Raw genomic sequence first — 23,324 nt, 5'->3', positions numbered from 1 at the left:
CAAACGCGACCAAGCCAGAGGCCAAATGCCCACCTATCTCGAATTCGAAGCCCCGCTTGCCGAACTCGAAGGCAAGATCGCCGAGTTGCGCGCGCTCGCCGCCGGCGACAAGGCCGTCTCGATCTCGGATGAGGTGAAGGGACTCGAGAAGAAGGCGGCGAAGCTTCTCACCGATCTCTATGCCGGTCTCGATCCCTGGCAGAAGGCGCAGGTCGCCCGCCACCCCGAGCGCCCGCATGCCCTCGACTATATCGGCCAGCTCGTCACCGAGTTCACGCCGCTTGCCGGAGACCGCAAGTTCGCCGAGGATTTCGCCGTGGTCGGCGGCCTCGGCCGCTTCGCGGGCCGCCCCGTGATGGTGATCGGCCAGGAAAAGGGCAATGACACGCCCTCCCGCCTCAAGCGCAATTTCGGCATGGCGCGGCCCGAGGGCTACCGCAAGGCGGTGAGGCTGATGGAGATGGCGGACCGGTTCGGCCTTCCCGTCATCTCCTTCGTCGACACGGCGGGGGCCTATCCCGGCATCGACGCGGAGGAGCGCGGCCAGGCTGAGGCCATCGCGCGCTCGACGGACTGCTCCTTGGCCCTCGGCGTGCCGAGCATTGCCGTCATCATCGGCGAGGGCGGCTCCGGCGGAGCGATCGCCATCGCCACCGCCAACACCGTGCTGATGCTCGAGCACGCCATCTACAGCGTGATCTCGCCGGAAGGGGCGGCCTCCATCCTCTGGCGCGATGCCGCGCGCGCCAAGGACGCCGCCGCCGCCATGAAGATCACCGCCCAGGATCTGAAGAAGCTCGGCGTCATCGACGAAATCATCCCCGAGCCGAAGGGCGGCGCGCACCGCGGCGCGGCAGAGGCGATCGCCGCCACGGGCGAAGCGATCTCCCGGGCGCTCGAATCCTATGACGCAGTGCCGGGCGAAACCCTGCGCAGCCAGCGCCGGGAGAAGTTCCTGGCGATCGGGCGCGGCCTCTGAGCCCGGTCAGTTGGCGAAAACCTCGAAATAATTGGCGAGCGGCGTGTAAAGCTGCCCCGTGACCCCGGCCGTCCTGCCGATCAGGGGAGCCAGCCCCACGGCGATGGCGCAGGCGATCAGCACATACTCCACCGACACCGTCCCCGCGTCGTCTCTCCGGAAGCTGTAAAACAAGCCTTTCATCGATCATTCCTCGCCCGCGCTCCGGGCGACAGATGAGCATGGCGCCATAAACTTTTGGTTGCTAAATCCGCTCATATTTCTCCACTTCACGGAGAATTGCGAAAATGTCGCTTTGATCGCGTCGGCTTGCACCGGCAGATATGGCCGGAATGGCAAATCAGCGAAGGACTTCCATGAATCGCAGACTTTTCCTGGGCGGAATCGGCGCAGCCGCCCTTTCCGCGGGGCTCGGCAGGCCCGCTGCTGCGGCCGAGCCCCGGATTCTCACCGTCTCGAAGCGAACGATCGAGGTGAAGGGCAGGGCGGCCACCGTCTACGGCCTCACGGGGAGCAACGGCAAGCCGGGGCTCGACATGCTGCTCGGCGAACGGTTCAGGGTGCGGCTGCTCAACGACACCGATGCCGAAACCATCATCCACTGGCATGGGCTGACGCCCCCCTACGGCCAGGACGGCGTCGCCATGCTGGGGCAGGACGCGATCGGCCCCGGCCAGTCCTACGACTATGACTTCGCCAACACCCGTTCCGGAACGCACTGGATGCACTCGCATGTCGGCCTCCAGGAACAGCAGATGCTGGCCGCACCGCTGATCGTGCGGGAAACCGAGGAACCCCTCTTCGACCAGCAGGAGCACGTGGTGATGCTCCACGATTTCACCTTCCGCGACCCCGCCGAGATCCTTGCGGAACTCCGCGGCGGTGGCGGTGGCCATGCCGCGCATGGAACGGACCATGGCAGCATGGACCACGCGCAGATGGGCCATGCCGCGGGAGGGGGCGCGCCGCCGGCGGCCGGTATGCTGAACGACGTCGCCTACGACGCCTTCCTCGCCAACGACCGCACGCTCGAGGATCCGGAAGTCCTGCAGGTCGAAAAGGGCGGCTCCGTCCGCCTCCGCATCATCAATGCGGCTGCCGCGAGCAACATGTGGATCGATCTCGGTGCCCTCGAAGCCGAGCTGATCGCGGTCGACGGCCACGCCATCCTGCCCTTCCGGGCCAGCCTGTTCCCGCTCGCCATCGCCCAGCGCGCCGATCTCCGCATCCGCGTCCCCGGAAGCGGCGGCGCCTTCCCCGTCCTGTTCCGGCCCGAGGGCGTGGGCGAGCGCACCGGCATCGTTCTCGCGACATCGGGTGCCTCAGTCCCGAAACTCGCGGGGGCGGGAGAGGCGGCGCCGGCCGTCGATCTTCGGCAGGAGATGCTCTACCGCCCCGTCGCCAAGCTGCGCGAGGAGCCGGTGAGCCGCACCGAGATGCTGATGCTGACGGGCGGCGGGCCGGACTATCTCTGGGGCCTCAACGGCAAGGCATCCATGCACGACGTGATCTTCTCGGTGCGCCAGGGCGAACGCATCGCCGTGATGATGCACAACATGACGAGCATGTCGCATCCGATGCATCTGCATGGGCATTACTTCAAGGTGACGGCCATCGGCAACACGGCGATCGACGGGGCGCTCCGCGACGTGGTGCTGGTTCCTCCCATGGAGACGGTGACGATCGTCTTCGATGCCGACAATCCCGGCACCTGGGCCTTCCACTGCCACCATGCCTATCACATGAACGCCGGCATGATGGGAACGATCGCCTACACCAGCGCCGCCTGAGGCGGAGCCCTTCTCAGGCGTAGGCGCCGTGGCAGTGCTTGTAGCGCTTGCCGGAGCCGCAGGGGCAGGGGTCGTTGCGGGCGACCTTGCCCCAGGTCTTCGGGTCCTTGGGGTCGATCCCCGGCTTCGCTCCGGCGGTCTTCGCCATGTCGACGAGAAGCAGGCCCTCGCCGACGTCGTCCTCGCCGGTGGTGGCGTCGATGTGATGCGCCTCCATGAAGGGAAGCTCGTCCTCGTCCGGAAGGTCCGCGAGCTCGGAGGCGTCGCGCATCTGCACCTCGACGCGCATGACCTGCGCGGTCACGTTCTCGCGCAGCCGGTTCACCATGCTCTCGAACAGGTTGAAGCCTTCCGTCTTGTACTCGTTCAGCGGATCGCGCTGGCCGTAGCCGCGGAGATGGATCACCTGGCGCAGCTGCTCGACCGTGATGATGTGGTCGCGCCAGAGCTGGTCGAGGGTGCGGAGAAGGAAGGTCTTCTCCACCTGGTTCATGATTTCGGCGCCATAGGCCTGGCGCTTGGCGGCATAATGCTCGTCCGCCGCCGTGCTCACGCGCTCGAGGATTTCCTCCTCGGCGATGCCTTCCTCCTTGGCCCATTCATCGACCGGGAAGTCCATGCCCAGCACCTCCCGCAGGCGCTCGCGCAGGCCTTCGGCATCCCACTGCTCGGCATAGGAGTTGGGCGGAATGTGCTTGGTGACCAGCTCCTCGATGGTGTTGTGGCGCATGTCGTCGATGGTCTCCGACACCTCCTCGCCGCGCATGATGCCGATGCGCTGCTCGAAGATCACCTTGCGCTGGTCGTTCATCACGTTGTCGAACTTGAGCAGGTTCTTGCGGATGTCGAAGTTCCTCGCCTCGACCTTCTGCTGCGCCTTCTCGAGGGCCTTGTTGATCCACGGATGGACGATCGCCTCGCCCTCCTCGAGGCCCAGCGTCTTCAGCATCGAGTCCATGCGCTCGGAACCGAAGATTCGCATGAGGTCGTCCTCGAGCGAGAGATAGAAGAGCGAGCGGCCGGGGTCGCCCTGGCGGCCGGAGCGGCCGCGCAGCTGGTTGTCGATGCGCCGGCTCTCGTGGCGCTCGGTGCCGATCACGAACAGCCCGCCGGCCTCCAGCACCTTCTGCTTGTTGGCCTCGATCTCGTCCTTGATGGCGGCGATCCGGGCTTCGCGCTCCGCTCCCGCCGGCGTCTCGGCGAGTTCGATGGCGACGCGCATCTCGAGATTGCCGCCGAGCTTGATGTCGGTGCCGCGGCCCGCCATGTTGGTGGCGATGGTGACAGCGCCGGGCACGCCCGCCTGCGCCACGATGGCGGCTTCCTGTTCGTGGTAGCGCGCGTTCAGCACGTTGTGCGGAATGTTCTTGGCCTTGAGCAGGTCGGAGAGCACCTCCGACTTCTCGATCGAGGTGGTGCCGACCAGAACCGGCTGGCCGCGGCCGCGCGCCTCCTCGATCGTCTCGATGATGGCGGTGTATTTCTCGCGGGCCGTGCGGTAGACTTGGTCGTCCTCGTCCTGGCGCGCCACCGGCACGTTGGTGGGGATTTCGAGCACATCGAGACTGTAGATGTCCATGAACTCCTCGGCCTCGGTGGCGGCCGTGCCGGTCATCCCGGCGAGCTTGCCGTAGAGCCGGAAGTAGTTCTGGAAGGTGATCGAGGCGAGCGTGACGTTCTCCGGCTGCACGGCGACTTGCTCCTTGGCCTCGAGCGCCTGGTGGAGCCCCTCCGAGTAACGCCGGCCCGGCATCATGCGCCCGGTGAACTCGTCGATGATGATGACCTGCCCGTCCTTGACGATGTAGTCCTTGTCGCGCTGGAACAGCTTGTGCGCCCGGAGCGCCTGCTGGACGTGGTGAACAATCGTCACGTTTTCGGCGTCGTACAGGTTGGTGCCGCGCAGCATGCCGGCCTCGCCCAGCACCTGCTCCAGGTGCTCGTTGCCCTTCTCGGTGAGCGTGACGGCGCGCTGCTTCTCGTCGAGATCGTAATCCTCGGGCGTCAGTGCCGGGATGAACCGGTTCACCGCGTTGTAGAGGTCGGACTTGTCGTCCACCGGCCCCGAGATGATGAGCGGCGTCCTCGCCTCGTCGATGAGGATCGAGTCGACCTCGTCCACGATGGCGAAACTGTGCCCGCGCTGCACCATCTCCTCGAGATGGTACTTCATGTTGTCGCGCAGATAGTCGAAACCGAGCTCGTTGTTGGTGGCATACGTGACGTCGCAGCCGTAGGCCTGGCGGCGCTGCTCGTCGGTGAGCCCGTGGACGATGACGCCGGTGGTGAGGCCGAGGAAGCCGTAGATCTGGTGCATCCAGGCGGCGTCGCGGCGGGCGAGATAGTCGTTCACCGTCACCACGTGAACGCCCTTGCCGGCGAGCGCATTGAGATAGACGGGAAGAGTGGCGACCAGCGTCTTGCCTTCGCCGGTCTTCATCTCGGCGATGCGGCCCTCGTGCAGCACCATGCCGCCGATCAGCTGCACGTCGAAGTGGCGCTGGCCCAGCGTGCGCTTGGCGGCCTCGCGCACGGTGGCGAAGGCGGGAACGAGGAGTTCGTCCAGGCTCTTGCCGCCGGCCGCCTGTTCGCGGAGCATGGCCGTGCGGGCGCGCAGCGCCTCGTCCGAGAGGGCGGCGAGTTCCGGTTCGAGCGCGTTGATCTCCTCGACCCGGCCGCGGTACTTGGTGACCTTCCGGTCATTGCTCGAGCCGAAAATCTTTGCGGCGATGCCGCGCAATCCGAACATTGATTCGTTCCTTCAGGAAAGGGCGGTTGCGCCCCGTGGCCGTGGCGCTTTCTAGTCAAGTTGCGGGACGGGGGCAATCAGCCGCCGCGCTTTTATCTCGCGTCAGCGCGCGAGATGGGGCCAAGGCCGCGCGATTTCAATGTGTTGCATCCGCGCAACAGCGGCCCCATTCTGTTCGGCGGCCACTTGCGTGCGTGGCCCGGCAAGCCCAATGTGCGCCCCGAATTGCGGCCGCCCCGAACGGTGGCCGGGGCTTATTCTTGCCTTCTTTGGAAGACAAAGAGCAGCGCTCGGCAACTCAGGCGGGGCCGGTCGGTTGGGCTCTGGAACGGTGGACTTTATGTCGTTTTCTCGAAAGTTTCTCAATGGTTGCGCGGCCGGAGCCCTGTTGGGACTCACCCTCGTGATCCCCGCCTCGGCGCAGGAGGATGCTGCCCCGAAGGAGGACAAGGTGGTGGCCGTGGTCAATGGCCACGAGATCCGCGTGTCGGAAGTGCAGATGGCCACCGACGACATCATCGGCCAGCTCCCGGACCTGCCGCCGAAGCTGCGCTATCCCTTCGTGGTGGAGTACCTGATCGAGCGGCACCTGCTCGCCCAGTACGCCGTGAAGGAAGGAATCGCCGACACCGAGGAATACAAGCGCCGCCTGGCGCTCTACCAGGCCAAGGCGCTGCGCGACGCCTACTTCTTCCAGAAGATCCGGCCGCAGGTGACGGAAGAGGAGATTCGCGCCGTCTACGACCAGGAAGCCGCCAAGCTCCAGCAGACGGAGCGGGTGCGCGCCCGCCATATCCTTGTGGGCACCGAACAGGAGGCCAAGGATATCCTCGCCCGCCTGCAGAAGGGCGAGAAGTTCGAGGACCTGGCGAAGAAGTTCAGCCTCGACGGCTCCAAGGATTACGGCGGCGACCTCGGCTATTTCACCGCGCCCGAAATGGTGCCGGAATTCTCCAAGGCCACCTTCGCGCTGAAGGTGGGCGAGACCTCGCAGCCCATCAAGACCGATTTCGGCTGGCACATCATCCGCCTGGAGGACAGGAAGCAGGGCGCCGCCCAGCCCTATGACCAGGTGAAGTCGGCGATCCGCAACGTGCTGCTGCGCCGCAAGGTCGGCGAGACCATGGAGAAGATCCGCGCGGCCTCCAAGGTCGAGATCGTCGACGAGGACCTGAAGAAATACGCCGAGGAGGCCTCCAAGGCCGCCAAGGCCTTCCAGGAGAAGCAGCAGAAGTCCCTCGAGCAGGGCGGCGCTGCGGCGGCGGGAACGGATAGCGCTCCGGCCGGCGAATCGAGCGGAGGCAAGGGCGACCTGCAGCTTCCGGCGCAGTAAGCCGGCTCCGGCCGGCGGGTTCAGGGGGGACGGTTCATGGCACATCAGGTTTCGCCGCTGGCGCCGGCGGCGTTTCCGGAGCTTCCGCCGATTGCCGGCGTGAAGCTGGCGGCGGCCGAGACCGGCATCCGCTACAGGAACAGGCCCGACGTTCTGCTGGCCGTGATGGAGCCCGGAACCTCGGTTGCAGGCTGCTTCACCCGCTCGAAATCGCGCTCGGCCCCGGTGGACTGGTGCGCGGCGAGCCTCGCGGGAGGATCCGCCCGCGCTGTGGTCATCAATGCCGGGAACGCCAATGCCTTCACCGGCAAGGCGGGTGTCTCCACGGTCCGGGCCGTGGCGAAGTCGGCAGCCCGGCTCCTCGATTGCTCGCCTTCCGAGATCTTCCAGGCTTCGACCGGCGTCATCGGCGAGCCGCTCGATCCCTCCTTCATCACCGACGCGCTCGAAAAGCTGAACGGGGAGGCCCGGCCCGACGGCTGGGGCATGGCCGCCAAGGCCATCATGACGACGGACACCTTCCCCAAGGCGGCCACCGTCAAGGTGAAGCTCGGCGGCAGGACCGTCACCATCAACGGCATCGCCAAGGGCTCGGGCATGATCGCCCCCGACATGGCGACGATGCTCGTCTTCCTCTTCACCGATGCGGCGCTGCCGCCGAAGATCCTGCAGAAGCTGCTCACCCGCAGCGTCGACAGGAGCTTCAACTGCATCACGGTCGATGGCGACACCTCCACGTCCGACACGGTGCTGCTCTTCGCCACCGGCGGGGCGGGTGGTGCGGTGAAGGGCCTGCGTTCCCCGGACGATGCGCGGCTCAGACCCTTCGCGAGAGCGCTGGACGGCCTGTGCCTCGATCTCGCCCAGCAGGTTGCGAAGGATGGCGAGGGGGCCGAGAAGTTCATCGAGATCACCATCACCGGCGCGGAGAACGATCGCGCCGCCCACCGCATCGCCATGTCGGTGGCCAATTCGCCCCTGGTCAAGACGGCGATCGCCGGCGAGGACGCCAATTGGGGCCGCGTGGTGATGGCCGTCGGCAAGGCGGGCGAGAAGGCCGAGCGCGACAGGCTGAAGATCAAGATCGGCGGCATCACGGTGGCGAAGAACGGCATGCGCGAGCCCTCCTACAGGGAGGAGGAGATCATGCCGCACATGAAGGGCCGGAACATCGTGATCGAGGCCGACGTCGGCGTCGGGAAGGGCAGGGCCACGGTCTGGACCTGCGATTTGACCCACCGCTACATCGACATCAACGGCTCCTACCGCAGCTGATCCCTCCATGAAGATCGTGCTCGTCGCCGCCGTGGCGCTCGTCGATGCCGATGGCCGCGTGCTGCTGTCGAAGCGCCCGGCGGAGAAGCAGCTGGGTGGCCTCTGGGAATTCCCGGGCGGGAAGGTGGAGCAGGGCGAAAGGCCCGAAACCGCATTGATCCGTGAACTGAAGGAAGAGCTCGGCATCGACGTCGCCGAATCCTGCCTCGCCCCTTTGACCTTCGCCAGCCATTCCTACGAGAGCTTCCACCTGCTGATGCCGCTCTACGTCTGCCGCCGCTGGAAGGGCCAGGTGAAGGGCATGGAAGGCCAGGAGCTGGCCTGGGTCCGGCCGCTGAAACTCAGGGACTATCCGATGCCGCCGGCCGACGTGCCGCTGATCCCGCATCTGATCGATCTGCTGTAGGTTCCTCAAGAGGCCCTCAGACCTTCTTTTCCACCACCTTCAGCGCATCCGCCAGCCGCGCCCTGGCGCTCCCGGGCTTCAGCGGCTGCTGCTGGCTTTCATGCGGGGCCCAGCCGGTGAGCCATGCAATCTCCACCGTGGCGCGGATGCGCCCGTCGGGATCTGCGAAATGCTGGTGGTAGTGGTTGACGGCGGCGCCCAGGAGCTGGCGCGTCACGGGTGTGCGCGAGCGGTCGGCCAGGATGTTGGAGAGGCCGAGCTCCCGCAACTCGTGGATCAGCGCCACGGCATCGGCATAGCGCACCATGGTGCGGTCGAGATCGGCCACGGGCAGTGCGAGGCCCGCGCGCTGCAGGAGGGAACCGAGCTCACGCACATCCGCCATCGGCGCCACGCGCGGCGTGACGCCGCCCGTTACCGTGCTTTCCGCCGCCAGCCATGACTGGCGCAGCTCGCTCAGCGTCTCGCCCGCGAACAGGCAGGCCATCAGCAGCCCGTCGGGCCTGAGCGCGCGGCGCATCTGGATCAGCGCACCGGGAACGTCGTTGAAGGACTGGAGGTCGAGCACGCTGAAGATGGCGTCGTACTGCGCCGGTGCGAGGCCGAGATCGTCGCCCGCGGAAGGTGCCCGCGGCTCCACCTCCTTCACTTGCCCGCTCTCCCTCAGCCGCGCGGCGATGGGGTCCGGTTCCGCCGCGATGAGCAGCGCGCGCTCGAAGCGCCGGTTGACGAGGGAGAGCCGTTCCGCCAGCTCCTCCGCGATGGTCCGCGTCAGGATGCTGGGTTCGTCCCGGCGCCTGCGGCTGAAGCGGAAGGCCGCCAGTTCACGGTCGAACAGGGCCGGGGCGCCCGTCATCAGCCCACGAGCTCGCGCTTGACGAGCTCGTAGGTCTCGCGGTCCGGCGCGGAAATGATGCCGCCCTCGTGCTTCGTGGCGTCATACGGGCTGCCGTCGAGCAGGGCCGAGAAGCCGCCGGCCTCGGAGTGGATCAGCACGCCCGCCGCATGGTCCCACGGCATCAGCTTGTAGTGCAGCGTGAAGTGCACGAGCCCCTCGGCGATCAGCCGGTATTCATAGGCCGCACAGCGGTAGTTGAAGCAGGCCTTGCTCTTGGCGAGGTTCGCCACCGTCTTCGAGCGCTGCGGCTCCGGCATCAGGTACCAGGAGGAGAGGCCCGTCATCTCCGCGAGCGGACCGGGCTTCGCCACGCGGAGCTCGCGCGTCCGGCCGGTGGCGCTTTCGGCCCAGGCGCCGTGGCCCTTCAGGCCCTTGTGCCAGTCTCGGCCCACGGGATCGAGGATCAGGCCGCCCACCGTCTCTCCCTTCGAGACCACCGCCGCCATCACGCCGAAGAGCGGCAGGCCCCAGGCGAAGTTCGAGGTGCCGTCGATCGGGTCGACGATGATGGCGAGGTCGGCGTCCTTGAGCTTGGCGAGCAGCCCCTTGTCGCGCGCCACCGACTCCTCGCCCACGAACAGCGCCTGAGGGAAGGCCTTGGCGCAGAGGTCCCGGATCAGCCACTCGCCCTGTTCGTCGGCATCGGTCACGAGGTCGAGGGCGCCCGTCTTCTCGCGGATGCCGCCATCCTCGAGGCTGCGGAAGCGCGGCATGATTTCGGTCTCTGCGGCTTCCGCCATGATGGCGGCGAGGCGGTCGAGGTCGGTGCGGGTGAAGGACATCGGGGCTCCGGGGAACTGTTCGGCGCCGCTGTTAGACGAAATGCCGCTGCAAATCCACGGTTCCACCGCTATGATGACGTTACGTCATGCGTGCACCCCTCTCATCTCTCCCCACCCGCATCTGGCGCGGCGCCGTGGATCTTCTCGTTCCCAGCCTGTGCCTCGCCTGCGCGGCGGGCGTCGGCGAGCCGGCCTCGCTCTGCGTCCTGTGCTGGGCGAAGCTGCAGCACCTCGATGAACCCGTTTGCGACATGCTTGGAACGCCCTTCGTCTATGACCAGGGCGAAGGGGCGCTCTCCGCCGCCGCCCTCGCCGACCCTCCGGGATGGGACCGGGCGCGCGCCGCCGTGCTCTTCGAGGATCATGCCGCGAAGCTGGTGCACGCGCTCAAGTACCAGGACCGGCAGGAGGCGGGCCTCCTCATGGCGCGCATGATGGCGCGGGCGGGGTGGAAGCTTCTCGCCGAAGCCGACGTGATCGTTCCCGTGCCGCTGCACCGGCTGCGCCTCTGGCAGCGGCGGTTCAACCAGTCCGCCTTCCTGGCGCAGCATGTCGCCCGCCTGGCCGGGAAACCCTGGCGGCACGATCTCCTGCTCCGGACGAGGCGGACGCGGGCACAGGTGGGTCTCGACCAGGCGGAGCGCCGCAGGAACGTGAAGGGCGCCTTCGAGGTTTCGCCCGGCGGGGCGGGAGCGCTCACGGGGAAATGCGTGCTGCTCGTCGACGACGTGCGCACCACCGGCGCGACCGCGGAAGCCTGCGCCGCCGCGCTCAAGGCTGCGGGTGCGGCACGCGTCGGGCTGCTGAGCTTCGCCCTTGTCGCCCTGCCGGCGAAGCCTCATATTTGACCTCCATGACTGCCAAGCCCCACGTCACGGTCTATACGACTCCCTACTGCCCCTACTGCCACGCCGCCAAGGCGCTGCTGAAGAGGAAAGGCGTTGCCTTCGAGGAGATCGATGTGCAGGACCCCGCCATCCGCCAGCAGATGATGATCCGCGCCAACGGCCGGCGCACCGTGCCGCAGATCTTCATCGGCGAAACCCATGTCGGCGGGTCCGACGACATCCACGAGCTCGACCGGCGGGGGAAGCTGGACCCGCTGCTCCAGCCCCAGTGATCAGCGCCGCCCTCGTCCAGATGCGCTCGGGCCGCGACATGGCTCGAAACTTCGCTGATGCGGCTGATATGATCCGTGATGCCGCAGCGCAGGGCGCCGGCTTCGTCTCCACCCCGGAAATGACGAACATCCTCGAGCCGGACCGTGCCCGCCTGCGTGCGCTGGTGCGGCCCGAGGCGGAAGATGAGTGCGTTGCGGGCTTCGCGTCTCTGGCGGGCGAGCTGCGCATCTGGCTCAACATCGGTTCGCTGGCGCTGAAGGGCCCGGGCGAGAAGCTCCTCAACCGCTCGCTGCTCTTTGCACCCGATGGATCGGTGGCGGCGCGCTACGACAAGATCCACCTCTTCGACGTGGACCTGCCGACCGGCGAGAGCCTGCGCGAGTCCCACGCCTATCAGGGGGGCTCCATCGCCGTTCTGGCGGAAACGGCCCTGGCGCCGGTCGGCCTCACCATCTGCTATGACATGCGCTTCCCCCATCTCTACCGCGCGCTGGCGCAGGCCGGGGCGAAGCTGTTCACCGTGCCCTCGGCCTTCACCGTGCCCACCGGCCAGGCGCATTGGCACGTTCTGCTCCGGGCGCGCGCCATCGAGACGGGAAGCTTCGTGCTGGCGGCGGCGCAAGGCGGGCGGCATGAGTCCGGCCGCGAGACCTATGGCCACTCGCTCGTCGTCTCGCCCTGGGGCGAGGTGCTGGCGGAAGCGGGAACCGAACCCGGCGTGCTCATGGCAGGGATCGAGCTTGGCGAGGCGGATCGCGCCCGTGCGCGCATACCGGCCCTGAACCACGGGCAAGCAGCCGGCGTTACGATCTTGAAAGCCTTCTCTGGCATTGCTACCTGAGGCCCATGATCCGCTACGACCTCATATGCGACCAGGGCCACGCCTTCGACGGCTGGTTCCGCAACAGCGCCGCCTATGACGCGCAGGCGGCGGGCGGCTTCGTGGCCTGCTCCCTCTGCGGTTCCACCAAGGTCGAGAAGCAGCTGATGGCGCCGGGCATTCCCGCGAAGGCGAACCGCAAGGACGATGCTCCCAGGAAGATGGTCTCGGGCCCTGTCGATCCCCGCCTCGCCATGATGATGCAGATGGTCCGCCAGATGCGCAAACACGTCGAGGAGAACGCCGAATATGTGGGCGAGCGCTTCGCCGATGAGGCGCGCAAGATCCATTACGAGGAGACCGAGCAGCGCGGCATCTACGGCGAGGCTTCGCCGGAAGACGCCAAGGCGCTGATCGAGGAAGGCATCGCCGTCCATCCCCTGCCGCGGCTTCCCGAAGACGGGAACTGAGTGAGAAGGTGCCCGCGCCTCGGATGAGGGGCCTTATCCCCGCCCGATGTAAGGCATCTTCGTCGCCATCACGGTGACGAACTGGGCATTGGCCTCGAGCGGCAGGGAGGCCATGTAGAGCACCGTCCGCGCCACGTTTTCGACATCCATCGTCGGTTCCGGCGCCACGCTGCCATTGGCCTGCGGCATCCCTGTCTTCATCTTCTCCGTCATCTCGGTGCCGGCGTTGCCGATGTCGATCTGGCAGACGGCGATGTCATACTTCCGGCCGTCGAGCGAGCCGGATTTGGTGAGGCCCGTCACCGCGTGCTTGGTCGAGGTGTAGGGTGCCGAATTGGGCCGCGGCGCATGGGCCGAGATCGAGCCGTTGTTGATGATTCGCCCGCCCTGCGGGCTCTGCGACTTCATCATGCGGAAGGCCTCCTGCATGCAGTAGAAGACGCCCGAGAGGTTGACGTTCACGACGTTCTGCCACATCTCGATCGAGAGATCCTCGAGCAGGATGGTGCCCGGCGCTCCCGTGCCGGCATTGTTGAAGAGCACGTCGAGGCGGCCGAATCTCTCCCTGCAGGCGGCGAACAGCGCCTTCACCGATTTCGGATCGGCGACGTCGGTCGCCACCGCCAGCGCATTGGGTCCGATGGCTCTCGCCACCTCGTTCAGGAGGTCGGCGCGGCGCCCCGCCAGCACAACGGCATAACCTTCACGCCCGAAGGCGAGCGCCACCGCCTTGCCGATGCCCGAACCGGCGCCCGTCACCATCGCAACCTTCATGTCACGTCCCCCTCAGTGCAGCCCATGCCGCCATGAACTGGCGCGCCGCTCGCCCCGCATCATCGGCACTCATGCCCGGCTTGTAAATGTTGGAGCCGACGCCGAAGCCTGCGCAGCCTGCATCGGCCCATTCCTGCATGTTGGACGGTGTCACGCCGCCCACGGCATAGAGCCGCGCATGCTTCGGCAGCACCGCCTTCCAGGCCTTCACCGTGCGGGGGCTCGCCGCTTCCGCCGGGAAGAGCTTGAGATGAACGGCCCCGGCCCGCAGCGCCGCGAAGGCTTCTGTCGGCGTGAACACGCCGGGCAGTGGCACCAGCCCGCGCTCCACGGCGCGGGAGATGACCTCGGGGTTGCAGTCCGGCGAGACCGAGATCTGGCCTCCCGCCGACTTCACCCTGTCGACGCTCCCGGAATCGAGCACCGTTCCCGCACCCACCACCATGCGGCCCCGGAAGCGAGCGGCGAGTGCCGCGATCGAGCGGAAGGGATCGGGCGAATTGAGCGGCACCTCCACGATGCGGATGCCCGCGGCGAAGAGCGCATCCCCCACCGCCGCCACCTCGTCGAGGGTGATGCCGCGCAGGATGGCGATGATGCCGCACTCCGCGGCGGCCTGTTCGAAATCGAGCATCAGATGATCCCTGCCTTTCGTGCGATGATCGCCAGCCCCTTCACGATCGCCTCGGGGTCGCCGTAGCGCACCCTCAGCCCCGCGATCTCGATCGCCTTCACATAGCGCCCGCCGATGCCGGGCGAGGCGAGCACCGCATATTCGGCGTCGCGCGGGTTGTCGCGGATGGCATGCGCCACTTCCGTGCCGATCACCTGGCCCGAAAGGTAGGAGGCGATCGCCTCCGGCGCCAGTTCCCCGAACAGGCCGAGGGAACGCGCCGAGAAGATGCGGTGAAGGAAGCCCGCCGGGTCGTCGAGTGCTGCTCGCACGCCCATGGCGAAGGCCTCCTCGTCCTCCGGTCCCGGCTTCATCAGCCGGCCGAGGATCGTGTGGTCCTTCAGCGCCGCATAGACCTCGCCCGTCACGTAGGTGGAATAGCGGACGAGCTGCTCGCCCCGGGTGGTAATCCATTTGGAGTGCGTGCCCGGCGTCACGAAGTGGCTGACGCCGAGGTCGAGCGAGCCGAAGACCTGCACCTCTTCGCTCCGCATCACGTCCGGCATGCCGTTGGGCGCCCGGTAGGAGAGGCCGGTGGCGAAGGCGATGCGCCGCCCGGAAGCGGTGGTGTGCATGTGGAGCGCGCGGGCGAGATCGGCCGCGCTGGCGGGGCAGGGCAGATAGGGAAGCTCGATCCAGCCCTGGCGCGAGGTGATCATGCCGGCCGCCAGCACCGGAAGCTTCACGTCCCACGCGCCGATGTGGCGCTCGAGCGCTTCCTCGAACCTCCCGTCCTTCACGGAGAGGATGCCTTCGGGAGCCGATATCGTGTCGCAGACGCGGCCATCCCGGCCCACGTGGTAGGCGCGGAAGGAGGTTGTGCCCCAGTCGAGGGCGATGAACTCCGTGCTCATGGGCCATCCATAACGCGGGGCCCCGCCGAATGCACGGCTGAACTCGGCCCGTCCCGGTCAGGCGGCCCTGTCGAAGACCGCCTGGAGAGCCGGATGGAGGCTCGGCTGCTCGGAGCGGATGAACGCGACGAGGGCCCGCTCCGTTCCATCGAGCTTGCCGTTGCGCAGCAGGCGGCCGGCGAGCCAGCGGGCTTCGTCGTCCGTCACGGTTTCGGCGCCGGCCTGGATCGCGGTGCGGCGAGCGTGTTCCTTCTCCTCGCTCGGCGCCCGGTAGAGGGCGCCGACGCCGCGGAGCCCGTCCGCCATGCGGCCGAGGAAGCCGCCGACGTTCACCGACGTGTCGTCCCGCCAGGTCTCGAGCCGGAGCGCCTCCTCGCGCGTCGGCACGCTGTAGCCCGAGGCGAACATGATGTGGTTGGCGATCGCCTTGACGAAGAGATCGCTCCAGGCCGGATCGTTCGCGGCCTCCGCCAGCGCGTCATTGATGTCGAAGAGCAGCTCGGCCTCGGTGCGGGTGATGGCGGTGGCCTGCTGGCCCCCGGAAGCATGGAGCACGCGGCGCAGCAGATCGACCTTCCCGGCCGTCGCCCGGCCCTCCGCGAGGATCTGCGCCTTGATCTCGCCCATCGCCAGGTTGGCGAGATGGCCCGGGGCCGTCACCGCCTTCTCCAGGACGTTCACCAGCAGCGCCAGTTCGGTTTCCGTCCTGACATGGCCGTCCCGCACGATCCCGCGGAGCAGCCAGTCGGCGTTGTCGCCGCTCACATGTCCCTCAGGCGGCATCTGGTTCAGAACGTGATCGGTCAGCGCCTCGACGAAGAGCTCGCACCACGCCGGGTCGCGTTCCCGCGCGGCGGCATCGAGGTCGAACATCCAGCCGGCCTCGTCCGCGCCGACATGGCCATCGGGATAGACGATGCGGCGGATCGCCAGCACCTCCTCGGGCCCGATCCGGCCGGCGGCCATGATCTTCGACAGGGATTCGGGCATGGCTGCGGGCATCGCGTGGTCCTCCATGAAGCCGGAGGACCATAGGGGCAGGGCCTGAATCCCGGGTTAAGCCTCACAGGCTCCTGGCGCCGCCTGGCTTGTAGCCCTGCTTCATGGCCTTCAGCAGGTTGCGCAGGGGAGCGCCGAACGGCGGGGCAGAAATCTCGAACACGTCGCCGTCCTCCGTCTTCACGTTGTCGGCGATCGAGAGTGTGGCCGTCCCGAAATAGTGGATGTGGAGATCGCCCGGCCGGCGGAAGCCGTCATACTTGAAATGGTGATATTCGAGGTTGGCCAGCGTGTGGCTCATGTTGGCCTCGCCGGTGAGGAAGGGCTTCTCCCAGATCGCCTTGCCGTTCCGGATGATGCGGCTCATGCCCTCGACCGAGTCCGGTATCCGGCCCATCACCATTTCGGGCCCGATCGCCGAATGCCGCAGCTTGGAGTGCGCGAGATAGAGATAGTTCTGCCGTTCGGTGACATGGTCGGAGTATTCATTGCCGAGCGCGAAGCCGAGCCGCACCGGCCGGCCCTTCTCGTCGATCAGATAGAGGCCTGCGAGTTCCGGCTCCTCGCCGCCGTCGAGCGCGAAGGAGGGAAGGGGGAGCGGCCGGCCCGGGCCCACCAGCCAGGAGCCGTCGCCCTTGTAGAACCATTCCGGCTGCACGCCCGCCTCGCCCCTGGCCTTGGGCTTGCCGCCCTCGAGGCCGAGCTTGAACATCTTGAGGCTGTCGGTGAGTTCTTCCGCTGCACCCGAGAGCTTCTTGTGCATGCCGTCGCGTGCCGCGGCGGAGCCGAGGTGCGTGAGGCCGGTGCCGGTGATGATGCAGTGCGCCGGGTCCGGATGGTCAACCGGCGTCAGCACGCGGTTCTCCTTCAGCGCTGCCGCGTAATTCTCCCGCGCGCTGCCGGCGAGGGAGGAGGCCATGGCCTTCAGCTTCACGCCCTCCTTCAGCGCCATGCGCGCAAGCTCGAGCGTCGAGGCCGCCTTCTTCAGAAGCACCGCCTCGCCGCCCTCGACGAGTCCGACTCGGCGCTTGCCCTTGCTGTCGAGGATTTGGACGAGGTTCATGAACTGTCTCCCATGCCGCTCCGTTCGCATCACGGATAACCCGTCCCATCACCCCGCGAAAGCGTGTTTTTCGAAACCGGAGACACCCGGGTCGAAGCAGAACAGCCCGCCCTGCAGCGGGTGCCGCCGCAGGTCCACTTCCGCCACATGGAGCCGCGATGTCGTCACGTAGATCGTGTCGAGCCTGGCGCCCCCGAAGCAGACATTCGTGACCCGCCTCGCAGGCATCGGCACCACGCGGTCGAGACGGCCGTCGGGCGCGATGCGCAGCACGCAGGAACCTTCCCACCTGGCGCTCCAGATGAAGCCTTCCCCATCCACCGCGGCGCCATCCGGATAGCCGTAATCCTTCGTGTCGTTCAGCACGCGCTTGTTGGAGATCGCGCCCGAGTCGAGGTCGAAGTCATAGGCCCAGATGATCTGCGCCATCGAGTCCGTGAAATAGAAGGTGCGGTTATCGGGCGACCAGCACGGTCCGTTCGAAACCCCGATGCCGCTTTCCATCACCGTAGGCGTGCCGTCGGCATCGATGCGGAACAGCTTGCCGGTCGCGGCGGTGATCGGCAGGTCCTCCCCCAGGGGCCCGATGTTGTTCATCATGGTGCCGAACCAGAAGCGGCCTCTGGCGTCGCACGCCCCGTCATTGCCGCGGTTGCCCGGCGTTTCCGGGTCGATGGCGCGCCATGGCGAAAGCGCCCCCGTCTCCGGATCGAAGACGTTCAGCCCTTTCTGCGAACCGACCAGCAACGTGCCGTCCCGGCGCTTCGCCATGGCGGTCACCTTTTCCGAGAACTGCCAGCGGCGATAGGCGCCGCTCGCCACATGCAGCCGGTGGATGGCGGAGGGCTCGATGATGTCGAGCCACCACAGGCACTCGTTGGCGGCGTCCCAGAAGCAGCCCTCGCCGAGCTTGTCGCGCGCCTCCACGAGGCAGGTGACCGGGATTTCCGTGATCTTCATTCCTTCACCTCCATGGGCCAGGTATCGGCGATCCTGTAGCCTCCCGGCCACGGGTCCTCCGGGTCGAGCAGCAGTGTGGATTGCCCGGTGATCCAGGCGCGGCCCGTGATGGTGGGGATGATGGCGGCGTGATTGCCCACCTTCGCGGTGCCGGCGATTTCGCCGGTGAAGCGGCTCTCGATGATCGAGCGCCCGACATAGCGCTCGCCCTCCTTCATCAGCCCTCTCGCATGGAGAACCGCCATCAGGGCCGAGCAGCCGGTGCCGGTGGGCGAGCGGTCGATCTTGCCGGGCTTGATCACGCAGGCGTTGCGGCTCGAAAGGCAGCCGTCCACGGTCTCGAGCGGCCCTGTGAGGAAGGCGAAGGAGAAGTGCTTCCAGCCCGGCAGGTCCGGATGGGTGAAGCCCAGCTGCTCATTCGCCGCCTTCACGATCCGGCGCCCGATCATGGCGAGCTCGCGCGCCTCGTCCGGCGCCACGGCGAAGCCCAGGCTCTTCGCATCCGCCATCACGAAGCTGTCGCCGCCGAAGGCGGTGTCCACCGTGAGGGTGCCGAGCCCCTCGACCTCGAGCGGAACGCAGAGCCTCTCGGCGAAGGCCGGCACGTTCCGGAGCGTGATCGACTGCGCCTTGCCGTTCCGGCACTGCGCCACCACCTCGACGAGCCCCGCCGGCGCCTCGAGCACCAGCCGTGTCTCGGGCTCGCTCATCGGCAGGATGCCGGCATCGAGCAGCACGGTTGCCACGCAGATGCAGTTGGACCCCGACATCGGGGGCGTGTCCTCGGGCTCCATGATGATGAAGCCCATCTGCGCCTTCGGGTTCTTCGGCGGAACGAGCAGGTTCACATGCCGGAAGACGCCGCCGCGTGGCTCGTTCAGCACCAGCGCGCGGAGCGTTCCGTCCGCGGCGATGAAGCGGGATTGCTCCCACACCGTTTCTCCCGGCGGGGGGGCCACTCCGCCGACGATCACGTCGCCCACCTCGCCCTCGGCATGGCAGCCCACCACCTGAATGGACCTGGTGCTTCGCAATCCCGCCTCCCAACCTTACGAAAATTTCATCGTGTCAATTCTTGAACTTGCCGCAATTCGCATTATTTCGCCAGACACAGCGGCGCCGGGCCCCTCTGGCGAGACGGCATGTCTCGCGATGTCGGAGCCGCAGACGATCAACTGCGAACAGAGGGTCCGGCGATGGATTTGATCCAGGCGACGCTATTCACCGATTTTCTCGGCACTCCCGCCTATTTCTGGCTGATCTTCATCTCCGTGGTGATCGGCCTCCTCGTTCTCGACCTGGGCTTCCTGCACAAGGGCCAGAAGGAGATCGAGGCCAGGGAGAGCTTCCTGCTCTACGGCGGCTACATGGCCATCGCCTTCGCCTTTGGCGGCTGGGTCTGGTATGCCCGCGGCAGCCAGTCCGGCCTCGAGTTCTTCACCGGCTACCTGATCGAGCAGTCGCTGGCGATGGACAACATCTTCGTCATCGCCACGGTCTTCGCCTTCCTCGGCATTCCCCGGATCTACCAGCACCGGGTGCTGTTCTGGGGCATCCTCGGCGTCATCGTGTTCCGCGCCATCCTCATCGGGCTCGGCGCGGCGCTGGTCATGTCGTTCCACTGGATCCTGTTCCTCTTCGGCGCCTTCCTGGTCTTCACCGGCCTCAAGATGTTCAAGACCTCGCACGACAAGCCCTCCCTCGACGACAACTGGATGCTGAGGCTCATCAAGCGCCATTTCCGGGTGACGGAGAGGCTGCACGGCGAGAAGTTCACCATTCGCCAGGTCGACCCGAAGACGGGCAAGATGGCGCTGTTCATCACGCCGCTCTTCGTCTCGCTCATCATCGTCGAGTTCGTGGACCTGGTCTTCGCGGTGGACTCGGTGCCGGCGATCTTCGCGGTGACGCAGGATCCCTTCATCGTCTACACCTCGAACATCTTCGCCATACTGGGCCTGCGCGCCCTCTATTTCGCGCTCGCCGCCGCCATGCACCGCTTCAAGTACCTGCAGTATTCGCTGGCGGTCATCCTGGTCCTCGTCGGCATCAAGATCTTCCTCGTGCCGCTCGGCGTGAAGATCGATACCGCGCTCTCGCTCGCCGTCACCATCGGCGTGCTGGCGTCGGGCATCGGCTGGTCGCTGTGGAAGACGCGGAACGACATGCCGGAGCCCGTCCCCGGCGCCAGGCCGGCCGATTGAGCCGCTTGCCTTGGGCGGAATTTGCGTTATCAGGGGGCCCGTCCAATTGACGGGTCCCTTGTCATGAAGAAGCTCGAACACACGATCGAGGCCATCATCCTTGCCTCGCGCTGGCTCCTGGTCGTCTTCTATCTCGGCCTCGCGGCGGCGCTCCTGCTCTACGCGATCTCCTTCAGCAGCAAGCTGCTGGATTTCGTCGCCAAGCTCTTCGTTCTCCGCGAGACGGACACCATCCTCAAGATGCTGGCGCTGATCGATGCCGCACTCGTGGCGAGCCTCGTCGTGATGGTCATCATCTCGGGCTACGAGAACTTCGTCAGCCGCTTCGACAACGCCGACGGCGGCGAGATATCCTGGCTGGGCAAGGTCGACGCCGGATCGCTCAAGATCAAGGTGGCCTCCACCATCGTGGCGATCTCGTCGATCCATCTCCTGCAGGTGTTCCTCAACGCCCAGCAATACACCGACAGCCAGCTCATGTGGCTCACCATCATCCACCTGGCCTTCGTCGTCTCCGCGCTGATTCTCGCCTATATCGACCGGCTCATGGCCTCGACCAAGAAGTCGAAAGGCGAGTAGGAGAGGCTCACCCGGCGAAGAACAGCCATGAGACCACCGCGAAGAGCGGCAGCAGGATGGCGCCGGACCACAGCATGTAGCCGAAGAAGCCCGGCATCTTCACGCCGGCGTCACGCGCGATGGCATAGACCATGAAGTTCGGTGCATTTCCGATATAGGTGTTGGCCCCCATGAACACGGCACCAGCCGAGATCGCGGCGAGCGTCACCGCGCCCTCCGTCATCAGCTGCTGCGGATCGCCGCCTGCGAGTTCGAAGAACACGAGGTAGGTCGGCGCGTTGTCGAGGAAGGAGGAGAGCCCTCCGGTGATCCAGAAGTAGGCGAGGTTGTCGGGCGCGCCGGAAGGCCCGGCGACCAGCTGGACGAGCGGCGCGAAGGCTCCCTCCGTCCCGGCCTTCAGCATGGCGAGCACGGGGATGATGGTGATGAAGATTCCGGCGAAGAGCTCCGCCACTTCCCGGATCGGCTCCCAGCTGAAGCTGTTCTCCTCGCGGTTGCCGCTCTGCGTGAAGGCGAGCGACAGGACGACGATCACGATGAAGGCGAGGTCGCGCGCCAGGCTTGCGATCGCCACCTCGGTGCCGTGGATGGTCACCCTGCCGAGGTCGAGCGACGCCGAGAGCAGGATGACCCCGATGATCGCGGGAATGAGCAGGAAGTTGACGCCGCCCGTCACGGAAACGGCGCGGTCCGGCGTGGGATCCCGCGTCCCGTGGCCTTCCTTGCCGTAGATCCAGCTGTCGAGAAGGAAGAAGCCGAGCAGCAGCACGCCGACGATGAGCAGCGTCGGCAGCAGCAGGTGCACGGTGGGCCAGAAGAAGTCCACGCCGCGCAGGAAGCCGAGGAACAGCGGCGGATCGCCGAGCGGCGTCAGCGCGCCTCCCGCATTGGCGACGAGGAAGATGAAGAAGACGACCACGTGGACATTGTGCTTGCGGTCGTCATTGGCGCGGATCACCGGGCGGATCATGATCATCGCTGCACCGGTCGTTCCGATGACGCTCGCCATGCCGGCCCCGATCGCCAGGAGCGCCGTGTTGGTCGCGGGCGAACCGTGAAGGTTGCCGCGGATCACGATGCCGCCCGCCACGGTGAACAGCGCCAGAAGCAGCAGGATGAAAGGGATGTACTCGAGGAGGGCGGTGTGAACCACGGCCTCCGAGGCGGTTCCTGCGCCGCTCGCCAGTGCGATCGGCACGAGTGCGGCGAGCGCCCAGAAACCCGCCACCTTGCCACGGTGATGCTCCCAGAAGTGATGCGCGAGGAGCGGGAAGACCGCGATCGACAGCAGCATGCCGATGAATGGCACGGCCCAGAGAAGCCCCAGGCTCCTGCCGTCCAGCCCTTCCGCCGCCCAGGCGGGCGCGGGTATGAGGCAAAGCAGAAGGCTGCCGGCCAGCAATCGTAGCGGGTTCATTCCATCCTCATGCGCGCGTCAGATCCGCCGCGCATCAGGCACGAGGGAGGGCGCCGGGTCAACCCGTCGCTCCTAAGGCATGAAGCCCGCAGCCCTGAGGATCGGCTGCGGCGTCACCGCCGCATGGCCCACGAAGGGCCTGTCGTGCAGCACGATCATGAACAGCATGATGCTCGCCGCCGTGGTGACGACGCAGAGCGCCACGCGCCGCGCGAAGGGCACCTTCGCATGGCTCATCGCCACGATCGACAGCAGCACGGCGCCGAGGCCGGTAACCAGGAACCACTGCCCGCCGCTGACGACGTCCTGCGCCATGGAGAGCCGCTGCTGGCGCGCCGCCGAGAGCGTATCGAGCGCCGTCAGCAGGCGCTGCTGCAGGGTGCGGTTCTGTTCGCCTTCGGAAAACCCCTTGATGACCGAGGCGTAGACGTCGCGCAGCGCCTGCTCGCCCCGGCTCCGCGCCTGCCTGTCGGTCATCGCCGTCCATTCCGCCGAAACGGCAGTTCCGTAGTCCGCGATGAGCCGTGAGAGCCCATCGCGCGAGGGCCCCGTCATCTGGTCCATGTAGACCTGCATAACCCGGAGGGCGCGGGCCTCGGCATTCACCGTCTCCCGCGCGCGGTCCTCCGTCGTCCACACGGAATTGGCAAGGAAGGTCACCGAGAGCCCGAACAGGGCGCCCGAAACGGCGACCACGCCCGGCGTGATTTCCGCGAAGCGGGCGCTCGCCTCGCGCACCGGGCGAAGCATCATCAGGAGTTCGAAGGCCAGCGCAACGGCAGCCACGGTGAGAAGGACGGAGATGAAAATGCCGGCGGGCGGCAGCAGGAACAGGAAATCCGGCGGCATCTTCTTACCCCTCAGACAGTGCGCAGATACCACTCGAAGTCGCGCGCCGTGGGTTCGGCGTAGAAGCGGTCGGCCTCCACCTCCTTCAGCGTGCAATAGGTGTCCACGAATTCCTTGCCGAAATACTCCTTGAGGATCGAGGCCCGCCAGAAGGCGTCGATGGCGTCGAACCAGTTGCCGGGGATGTACTTGGCGCGGCGCTCGTAGCCGTTGCCGTTCACCGGATTGCCGGGCTCGGACTTCTCGGTGATGCCGTAATGAATCCCGGCGAGGATCGCCGCCATCACCAGGTAGGGGTTGGCGTCCGCCCCCGAAGGCCGGTGCTCGAT

Annotated in this window: 24 protein-coding genes and 1 pseudogene; 11 read left to right on the top strand and 14 right to left on the bottom strand. The window is 66.7% G+C overall.

Annotated features, from left to right (window positions below; translation table 11 throughout):
* The first annotated feature begins 25 nt into the window (after positions 1–25).
* Positions 26–979, top strand: a complete 954-nt coding sequence (locus ACK4HL_RS09605) for an acetyl-CoA carboxylase carboxyltransferase subunit alpha (RefSeq protein ID WP_409759269.1) — start codon at positions 26–28, stop codon at positions 977–979.
* Between the two features lie 6 nt (positions 980–985).
* Here ACK4HL_RS09605 and ACK4HL_RS09600 read toward each other — a convergent pair whose 3' ends face one another.
* Positions 986–1,162, bottom strand: a complete 177-nt coding sequence (locus ACK4HL_RS09600; protein WP_409759266.1) for a hypothetical protein — start codon at positions 1,160–1,162, stop codon at positions 986–988.
* A gap of 173 nt (positions 1,163–1,335) precedes the next feature.
* On the opposite strand from ACK4HL_RS09600, the gene ACK4HL_RS09595 reads away from it, so the two are divergent.
* Positions 1,336–2,769: a multicopper oxidase family protein gene (locus ACK4HL_RS09595; RefSeq protein ID WP_409759263.1), complete on the top strand. Its 1,434-nt coding sequence runs from the start codon at positions 1,336–1,338 to the stop codon at positions 2,767–2,769.
* A gap of 13 nt (positions 2,770–2,782) precedes the next feature.
* Here ACK4HL_RS09595 and secA read toward each other — a convergent pair whose 3' ends face one another.
* Complete coding sequence (gene secA / locus ACK4HL_RS09590) at positions 2,783–5,518, bottom strand: preprotein translocase subunit SecA (protein ID WP_409759260.1); 2,736 nt, start codon at positions 5,516–5,518, stop codon at positions 2,783–2,785.
* Between the two features lie 388 nt (positions 5,519–5,906).
* On the opposite strand from secA, the gene ACK4HL_RS09585 reads away from it, so the two are divergent.
* From ACK4HL_RS09585 to ACK4HL_RS09575, 3 genes are read left to right on the top strand one after another with little or no spacing between them, the layout of a single operon-like run.
* Entirely contained in the window at positions 5,907–6,851 is a 945-nt protein-coding gene (locus tag ACK4HL_RS09585) for a peptidylprolyl isomerase (protein WP_409759257.1), read from the top strand.
* Positions 6,852–6,887: 36 nt separating this feature from the next.
* Positions 6,888–8,126, top strand: a complete 1,239-nt coding sequence (argJ, locus tag ACK4HL_RS09580) for a bifunctional glutamate N-acetyltransferase/amino-acid acetyltransferase ArgJ (RefSeq protein WP_409759254.1) — start codon at positions 6,888–6,890, stop codon at positions 8,124–8,126.
* Between the two features lie 7 nt (positions 8,127–8,133).
* The gene (locus tag ACK4HL_RS09575; RefSeq protein WP_409759251.1) at positions 8,134–8,532 is read left to right on the top strand and encodes a (deoxy)nucleoside triphosphate pyrophosphohydrolase; all 399 of its coding nucleotides are present in this window, start codon (positions 8,134–8,136) and stop codon (positions 8,530–8,532) included.
* Positions 8,533–8,548: 16 nt separating this feature from the next.
* Here ACK4HL_RS09575 and ACK4HL_RS09570 read toward each other — a convergent pair whose 3' ends face one another.
* Both ACK4HL_RS09570 and ACK4HL_RS09565 read right to left on the bottom strand, forming a co-directional pair.
* Entirely contained in the window at positions 8,549–9,388 is an 840-nt protein-coding gene (locus tag ACK4HL_RS09570; protein WP_409759248.1) for a class I SAM-dependent methyltransferase, read from the bottom strand.
* Positions 9,388–10,212: an inositol monophosphatase family protein gene (locus tag ACK4HL_RS09565; RefSeq protein ID WP_409759245.1), complete on the bottom strand. Its 825-nt coding sequence runs from the start codon at positions 10,210–10,212 to the stop codon at positions 9,388–9,390. The genes ACK4HL_RS09570 and ACK4HL_RS09565 overlap by 1 nt, the downstream gene beginning before the upstream one ends.
* An 86-nt stretch (positions 10,213–10,298) precedes the next feature.
* Between ACK4HL_RS09565 and ACK4HL_RS09560 the strand changes: the two genes are divergently transcribed.
* The 4 genes from ACK4HL_RS09560 to ACK4HL_RS09545 are packed head-to-tail and all read left to right on the top strand — an operon-like array spanning position 10,299 to position 12,623.
* The gene (locus ACK4HL_RS09560) at positions 10,299–11,060 is read left to right on the top strand and encodes a ComF family protein (RefSeq protein WP_409759242.1); all 762 of its coding nucleotides are present in this window, start codon (positions 10,299–10,301) and stop codon (positions 11,058–11,060) included.
* A gap of 5 nt (positions 11,061–11,065) precedes the next feature.
* A complete protein-coding gene (gene grxC / locus ACK4HL_RS09555; RefSeq protein WP_409759239.1) occupies positions 11,066–11,332 on the top strand; it encodes a glutaredoxin 3 in 267 nt (88 codons plus the stop codon).
* Positions 11,329–12,174 (top strand): carbon-nitrogen hydrolase family protein, encoded by an 846-nt coding sequence (locus ACK4HL_RS09550; RefSeq protein WP_409759236.1) that lies wholly within the window; start codon positions 11,329–11,331, stop codon positions 12,172–12,174. The genes grxC and ACK4HL_RS09550 overlap by 4 nt, the downstream gene beginning before the upstream one ends.
* 5 nt (positions 12,175–12,179) lie before the next feature.
* Positions 12,180–12,623: a DUF1178 family protein gene (locus tag ACK4HL_RS09545; RefSeq protein ID WP_409759233.1), complete on the top strand. Its 444-nt coding sequence runs from the start codon at positions 12,180–12,182 to the stop codon at positions 12,621–12,623.
* Positions 12,624–12,656: 33 nt separating this feature from the next.
* Here ACK4HL_RS09545 and ACK4HL_RS09540 read toward each other — a convergent pair whose 3' ends face one another.
* The 7 genes from ACK4HL_RS09540 to ACK4HL_RS09510 form a co-directional block, all read right to left on the bottom strand.
* On the bottom strand, positions 12,657–13,397 hold the full coding sequence (locus tag ACK4HL_RS09540; RefSeq protein ID WP_409759230.1) for an SDR family oxidoreductase: 741 nt from the start codon (positions 13,395–13,397) through the stop codon (positions 12,657–12,659).
* A gap of 1 nt (position 13,398) precedes the next feature.
* The gene (locus ACK4HL_RS09535; RefSeq protein ID WP_409759227.1) at positions 13,399–14,031 is read right to left on the bottom strand and encodes a 2-dehydro-3-deoxy-6-phosphogalactonate aldolase; all 633 of its coding nucleotides are present in this window, start codon (positions 14,029–14,031) and stop codon (positions 13,399–13,401) included.
* Complete coding sequence (locus tag ACK4HL_RS09530; RefSeq protein WP_409759224.1) at positions 14,031–14,924, bottom strand: 2-dehydro-3-deoxygalactonokinase; 894 nt, start codon at positions 14,922–14,924, stop codon at positions 14,031–14,033. The genes ACK4HL_RS09535 and ACK4HL_RS09530 overlap by 1 nt, the downstream gene beginning before the upstream one ends.
* A 57-nt stretch (positions 14,925–14,981) precedes the next feature.
* Positions 14,982–15,926 carry a hypothetical protein gene (locus ACK4HL_RS09525; protein ID WP_409759221.1) on the bottom strand — a complete coding sequence of 315 codons (945 nt, stop codon included), beginning with the start codon at positions 15,924–15,926 and terminating at the stop codon, positions 14,982–14,984.
* 61 nt (positions 15,927–15,987) lie between these two features.
* Positions 15,988–16,986 carry an AraD1 family protein gene (gene araD1, locus ACK4HL_RS09520; protein WP_409759219.1) on the bottom strand — a complete coding sequence of 333 codons (999 nt, stop codon included), beginning with the start codon at positions 16,984–16,986 and terminating at the stop codon, positions 15,988–15,990.
* Positions 16,987–17,034: 48 nt separating this feature from the next.
* A complete protein-coding gene (locus tag ACK4HL_RS09515) occupies positions 17,035–17,946 on the bottom strand; it encodes an SMP-30/gluconolactonase/LRE family protein (RefSeq protein ID WP_409759216.1) in 912 nt (303 codons plus the stop codon).
* Positions 17,943–18,980, bottom strand: a complete 1,038-nt coding sequence (locus tag ACK4HL_RS09510) for a trans-3-hydroxy-L-proline dehydratase (RefSeq protein ID WP_409759213.1) — start codon at positions 18,978–18,980, stop codon at positions 17,943–17,945. Before ACK4HL_RS09510 ends, ACK4HL_RS09515 begins: the two co-directional genes overlap by 4 nt.
* Before the next feature lie 162 nt (positions 18,981–19,142).
* Between ACK4HL_RS09510 and ACK4HL_RS09505 the strand changes: the two genes are divergently transcribed.
* Both ACK4HL_RS09505 and ACK4HL_RS09500 read left to right on the top strand, forming a co-directional pair.
* On the top strand, positions 19,143–20,150 hold the full coding sequence (locus ACK4HL_RS09505; protein ID WP_409759210.1) for a TerC family protein: 1,008 nt from the start codon (positions 19,143–19,145) through the stop codon (positions 20,148–20,150).
* Positions 20,151–20,213: 63 nt separating this feature from the next.
* A complete protein-coding gene (locus tag ACK4HL_RS09500; protein ID WP_409759207.1) occupies positions 20,214–20,729 on the top strand; it encodes a TIGR00645 family protein in 516 nt (171 codons plus the stop codon).
* A 7-nt stretch (positions 20,730–20,736) separates the two neighbouring features.
* On the opposite strand, the gene ACK4HL_RS09495 is transcribed toward ACK4HL_RS09500, so the two are convergent.
* The 3 genes and pseudogenes from ACK4HL_RS09495 to ACK4HL_RS09485 form a co-directional block, all read right to left on the bottom strand.
* A complete protein-coding gene (locus ACK4HL_RS09495) occupies positions 20,737–22,146 on the bottom strand; it encodes a sodium:proton antiporter (RefSeq protein WP_409759204.1) in 1,410 nt (469 codons plus the stop codon).
* Between the two features lie 72 nt (positions 22,147–22,218).
* Positions 22,219–22,995 carry a hypothetical protein gene (locus ACK4HL_RS09490; RefSeq protein WP_409759201.1) on the bottom strand — a complete coding sequence of 259 codons (777 nt, stop codon included), beginning with the start codon at positions 22,993–22,995 and terminating at the stop codon, positions 22,219–22,221.
* A gap of 11 nt (positions 22,996–23,006) precedes the next feature.
* Positions 23,007–23,324 (bottom strand): annotated as a pseudogene (locus ACK4HL_RS09485) (glutamine synthetase); the annotation flags it as partial.

This window comes from Aestuariivirga sp. (assembly GCF_046294715.1).
Taxonomy (GTDB): domain Bacteria; phylum Pseudomonadota; class Alphaproteobacteria; order Rhizobiales; family Aestuariivirgaceae; genus Aestuariivirga.
The sequence above is the reverse complement of the archived record's forward strand: the minus strand, read 5'-3'. Positions and strand labels throughout refer to the sequence as shown.

What these genes read in the sequence shown, in the direction of transcription:
- ACK4HL_RS09505 (WP_409759210.1), top strand. Translation starts at nt 19,143, where the DNA reads ATGGATTTGATCCAGGCGACGCTATTCACCGATTTTCTCGGCACTCCC.
- ACK4HL_RS09545 (WP_409759233.1), top strand. Translation starts at nt 12,180, where the DNA reads ATGATCCGCTACGACCTCATATGCGACCAGGGCCACGCCTTCGACGGC.
- ACK4HL_RS09575 (WP_409759251.1), top strand. Translation starts at nt 8,134, where the DNA reads ATGAAGATCGTGCTCGTCGCCGCCGTGGCGCTCGTCGATGCCGATGGC.
- ACK4HL_RS09490 (WP_409759201.1), bottom strand. Translation starts at nt 22,995, where the DNA reads ATGCCGCCGGATTTCCTGTTCCTGCTGCCGCCCGCCGGCATTTTCATC.
- secA (WP_409759260.1), bottom strand. Translation starts at nt 5,518, where the DNA reads ATGTTCGGATTGCGCGGCATCGCCGCAAAGATTTTCGGCTCGAGCAAT.
- ACK4HL_RS09595 (WP_409759263.1), top strand. Translation starts at nt 1,336, where the DNA reads ATGAATCGCAGACTTTTCCTGGGCGGAATCGGCGCAGCCGCCCTTTCC.
- ACK4HL_RS09535 (WP_409759227.1), bottom strand. Translation starts at nt 14,031, where the DNA reads ATGCTCGATTTCGAACAGGCCGCCGCGGAGTGCGGCATCATCGCCATC.
- argJ (WP_409759254.1), top strand. Translation starts at nt 6,888, where the DNA reads ATGGCACATCAGGTTTCGCCGCTGGCGCCGGCGGCGTTTCCGGAGCTT.
- ACK4HL_RS09560 (WP_409759242.1), top strand. Translation starts at nt 10,299, where the DNA reads ATGCGTGCACCCCTCTCATCTCTCCCCACCCGCATCTGGCGCGGCGCC.
- araD1 (WP_409759219.1), bottom strand. Translation starts at nt 16,986, where the DNA reads ATGAACCTCGTCCAAATCCTCGACAGCAAGGGCAAGCGCCGAGTCGGA.
- ACK4HL_RS09565 (WP_409759245.1), bottom strand. Translation starts at nt 10,212, where the DNA reads ATGTCCTTCACCCGCACCGACCTCGACCGCCTCGCCGCCATCATGGCG.
- ACK4HL_RS09495 (WP_409759204.1), bottom strand. Translation starts at nt 22,146, where the DNA reads ATGAACCCGCTACGATTGCTGGCCGGCAGCCTTCTGCTTTGCCTCATA.
- ACK4HL_RS09500 (WP_409759207.1), top strand. Translation starts at nt 20,214, where the DNA reads ATGAAGAAGCTCGAACACACGATCGAGGCCATCATCCTTGCCTCGCGC.
- ACK4HL_RS09600 (WP_409759266.1), bottom strand. Translation starts at nt 1,162, where the DNA reads ATGAAAGGCTTGTTTTACAGCTTCCGGAGAGACGACGCGGGGACGGTG.
- ACK4HL_RS09570 (WP_409759248.1), bottom strand. Translation starts at nt 9,388, where the DNA reads ATGACGGGCGCCCCGGCCCTGTTCGACCGTGAACTGGCGGCCTTCCGC.
- grxC (WP_409759239.1), top strand. Translation starts at nt 11,066, where the DNA reads ATGACTGCCAAGCCCCACGTCACGGTCTATACGACTCCCTACTGCCCC.
- ACK4HL_RS09530 (WP_409759224.1), bottom strand. Translation starts at nt 14,924, where the DNA reads ATGAGCACGGAGTTCATCGCCCTCGACTGGGGCACAACCTCCTTCCGC.
- ACK4HL_RS09515 (WP_409759216.1), bottom strand. Translation starts at nt 17,946, where the DNA reads ATGAAGATCACGGAAATCCCGGTCACCTGCCTCGTGGAGGCGCGCGAC.
- ACK4HL_RS09525 (WP_409759221.1), bottom strand. Translation starts at nt 15,926, where the DNA reads ATGCCCGCAGCCATGCCCGAATCCCTGTCGAAGATCATGGCCGCCGGC.
- ACK4HL_RS09605 (WP_409759269.1), top strand. Translation starts at nt 26, where the DNA reads ATGCCCACCTATCTCGAATTCGAAGCCCCGCTTGCCGAACTCGAAGGC.
- ACK4HL_RS09540 (WP_409759230.1), bottom strand. Translation starts at nt 13,397, where the DNA reads ATGAAGGTTGCGATGGTGACGGGCGCCGGTTCGGGCATCGGCAAGGCG.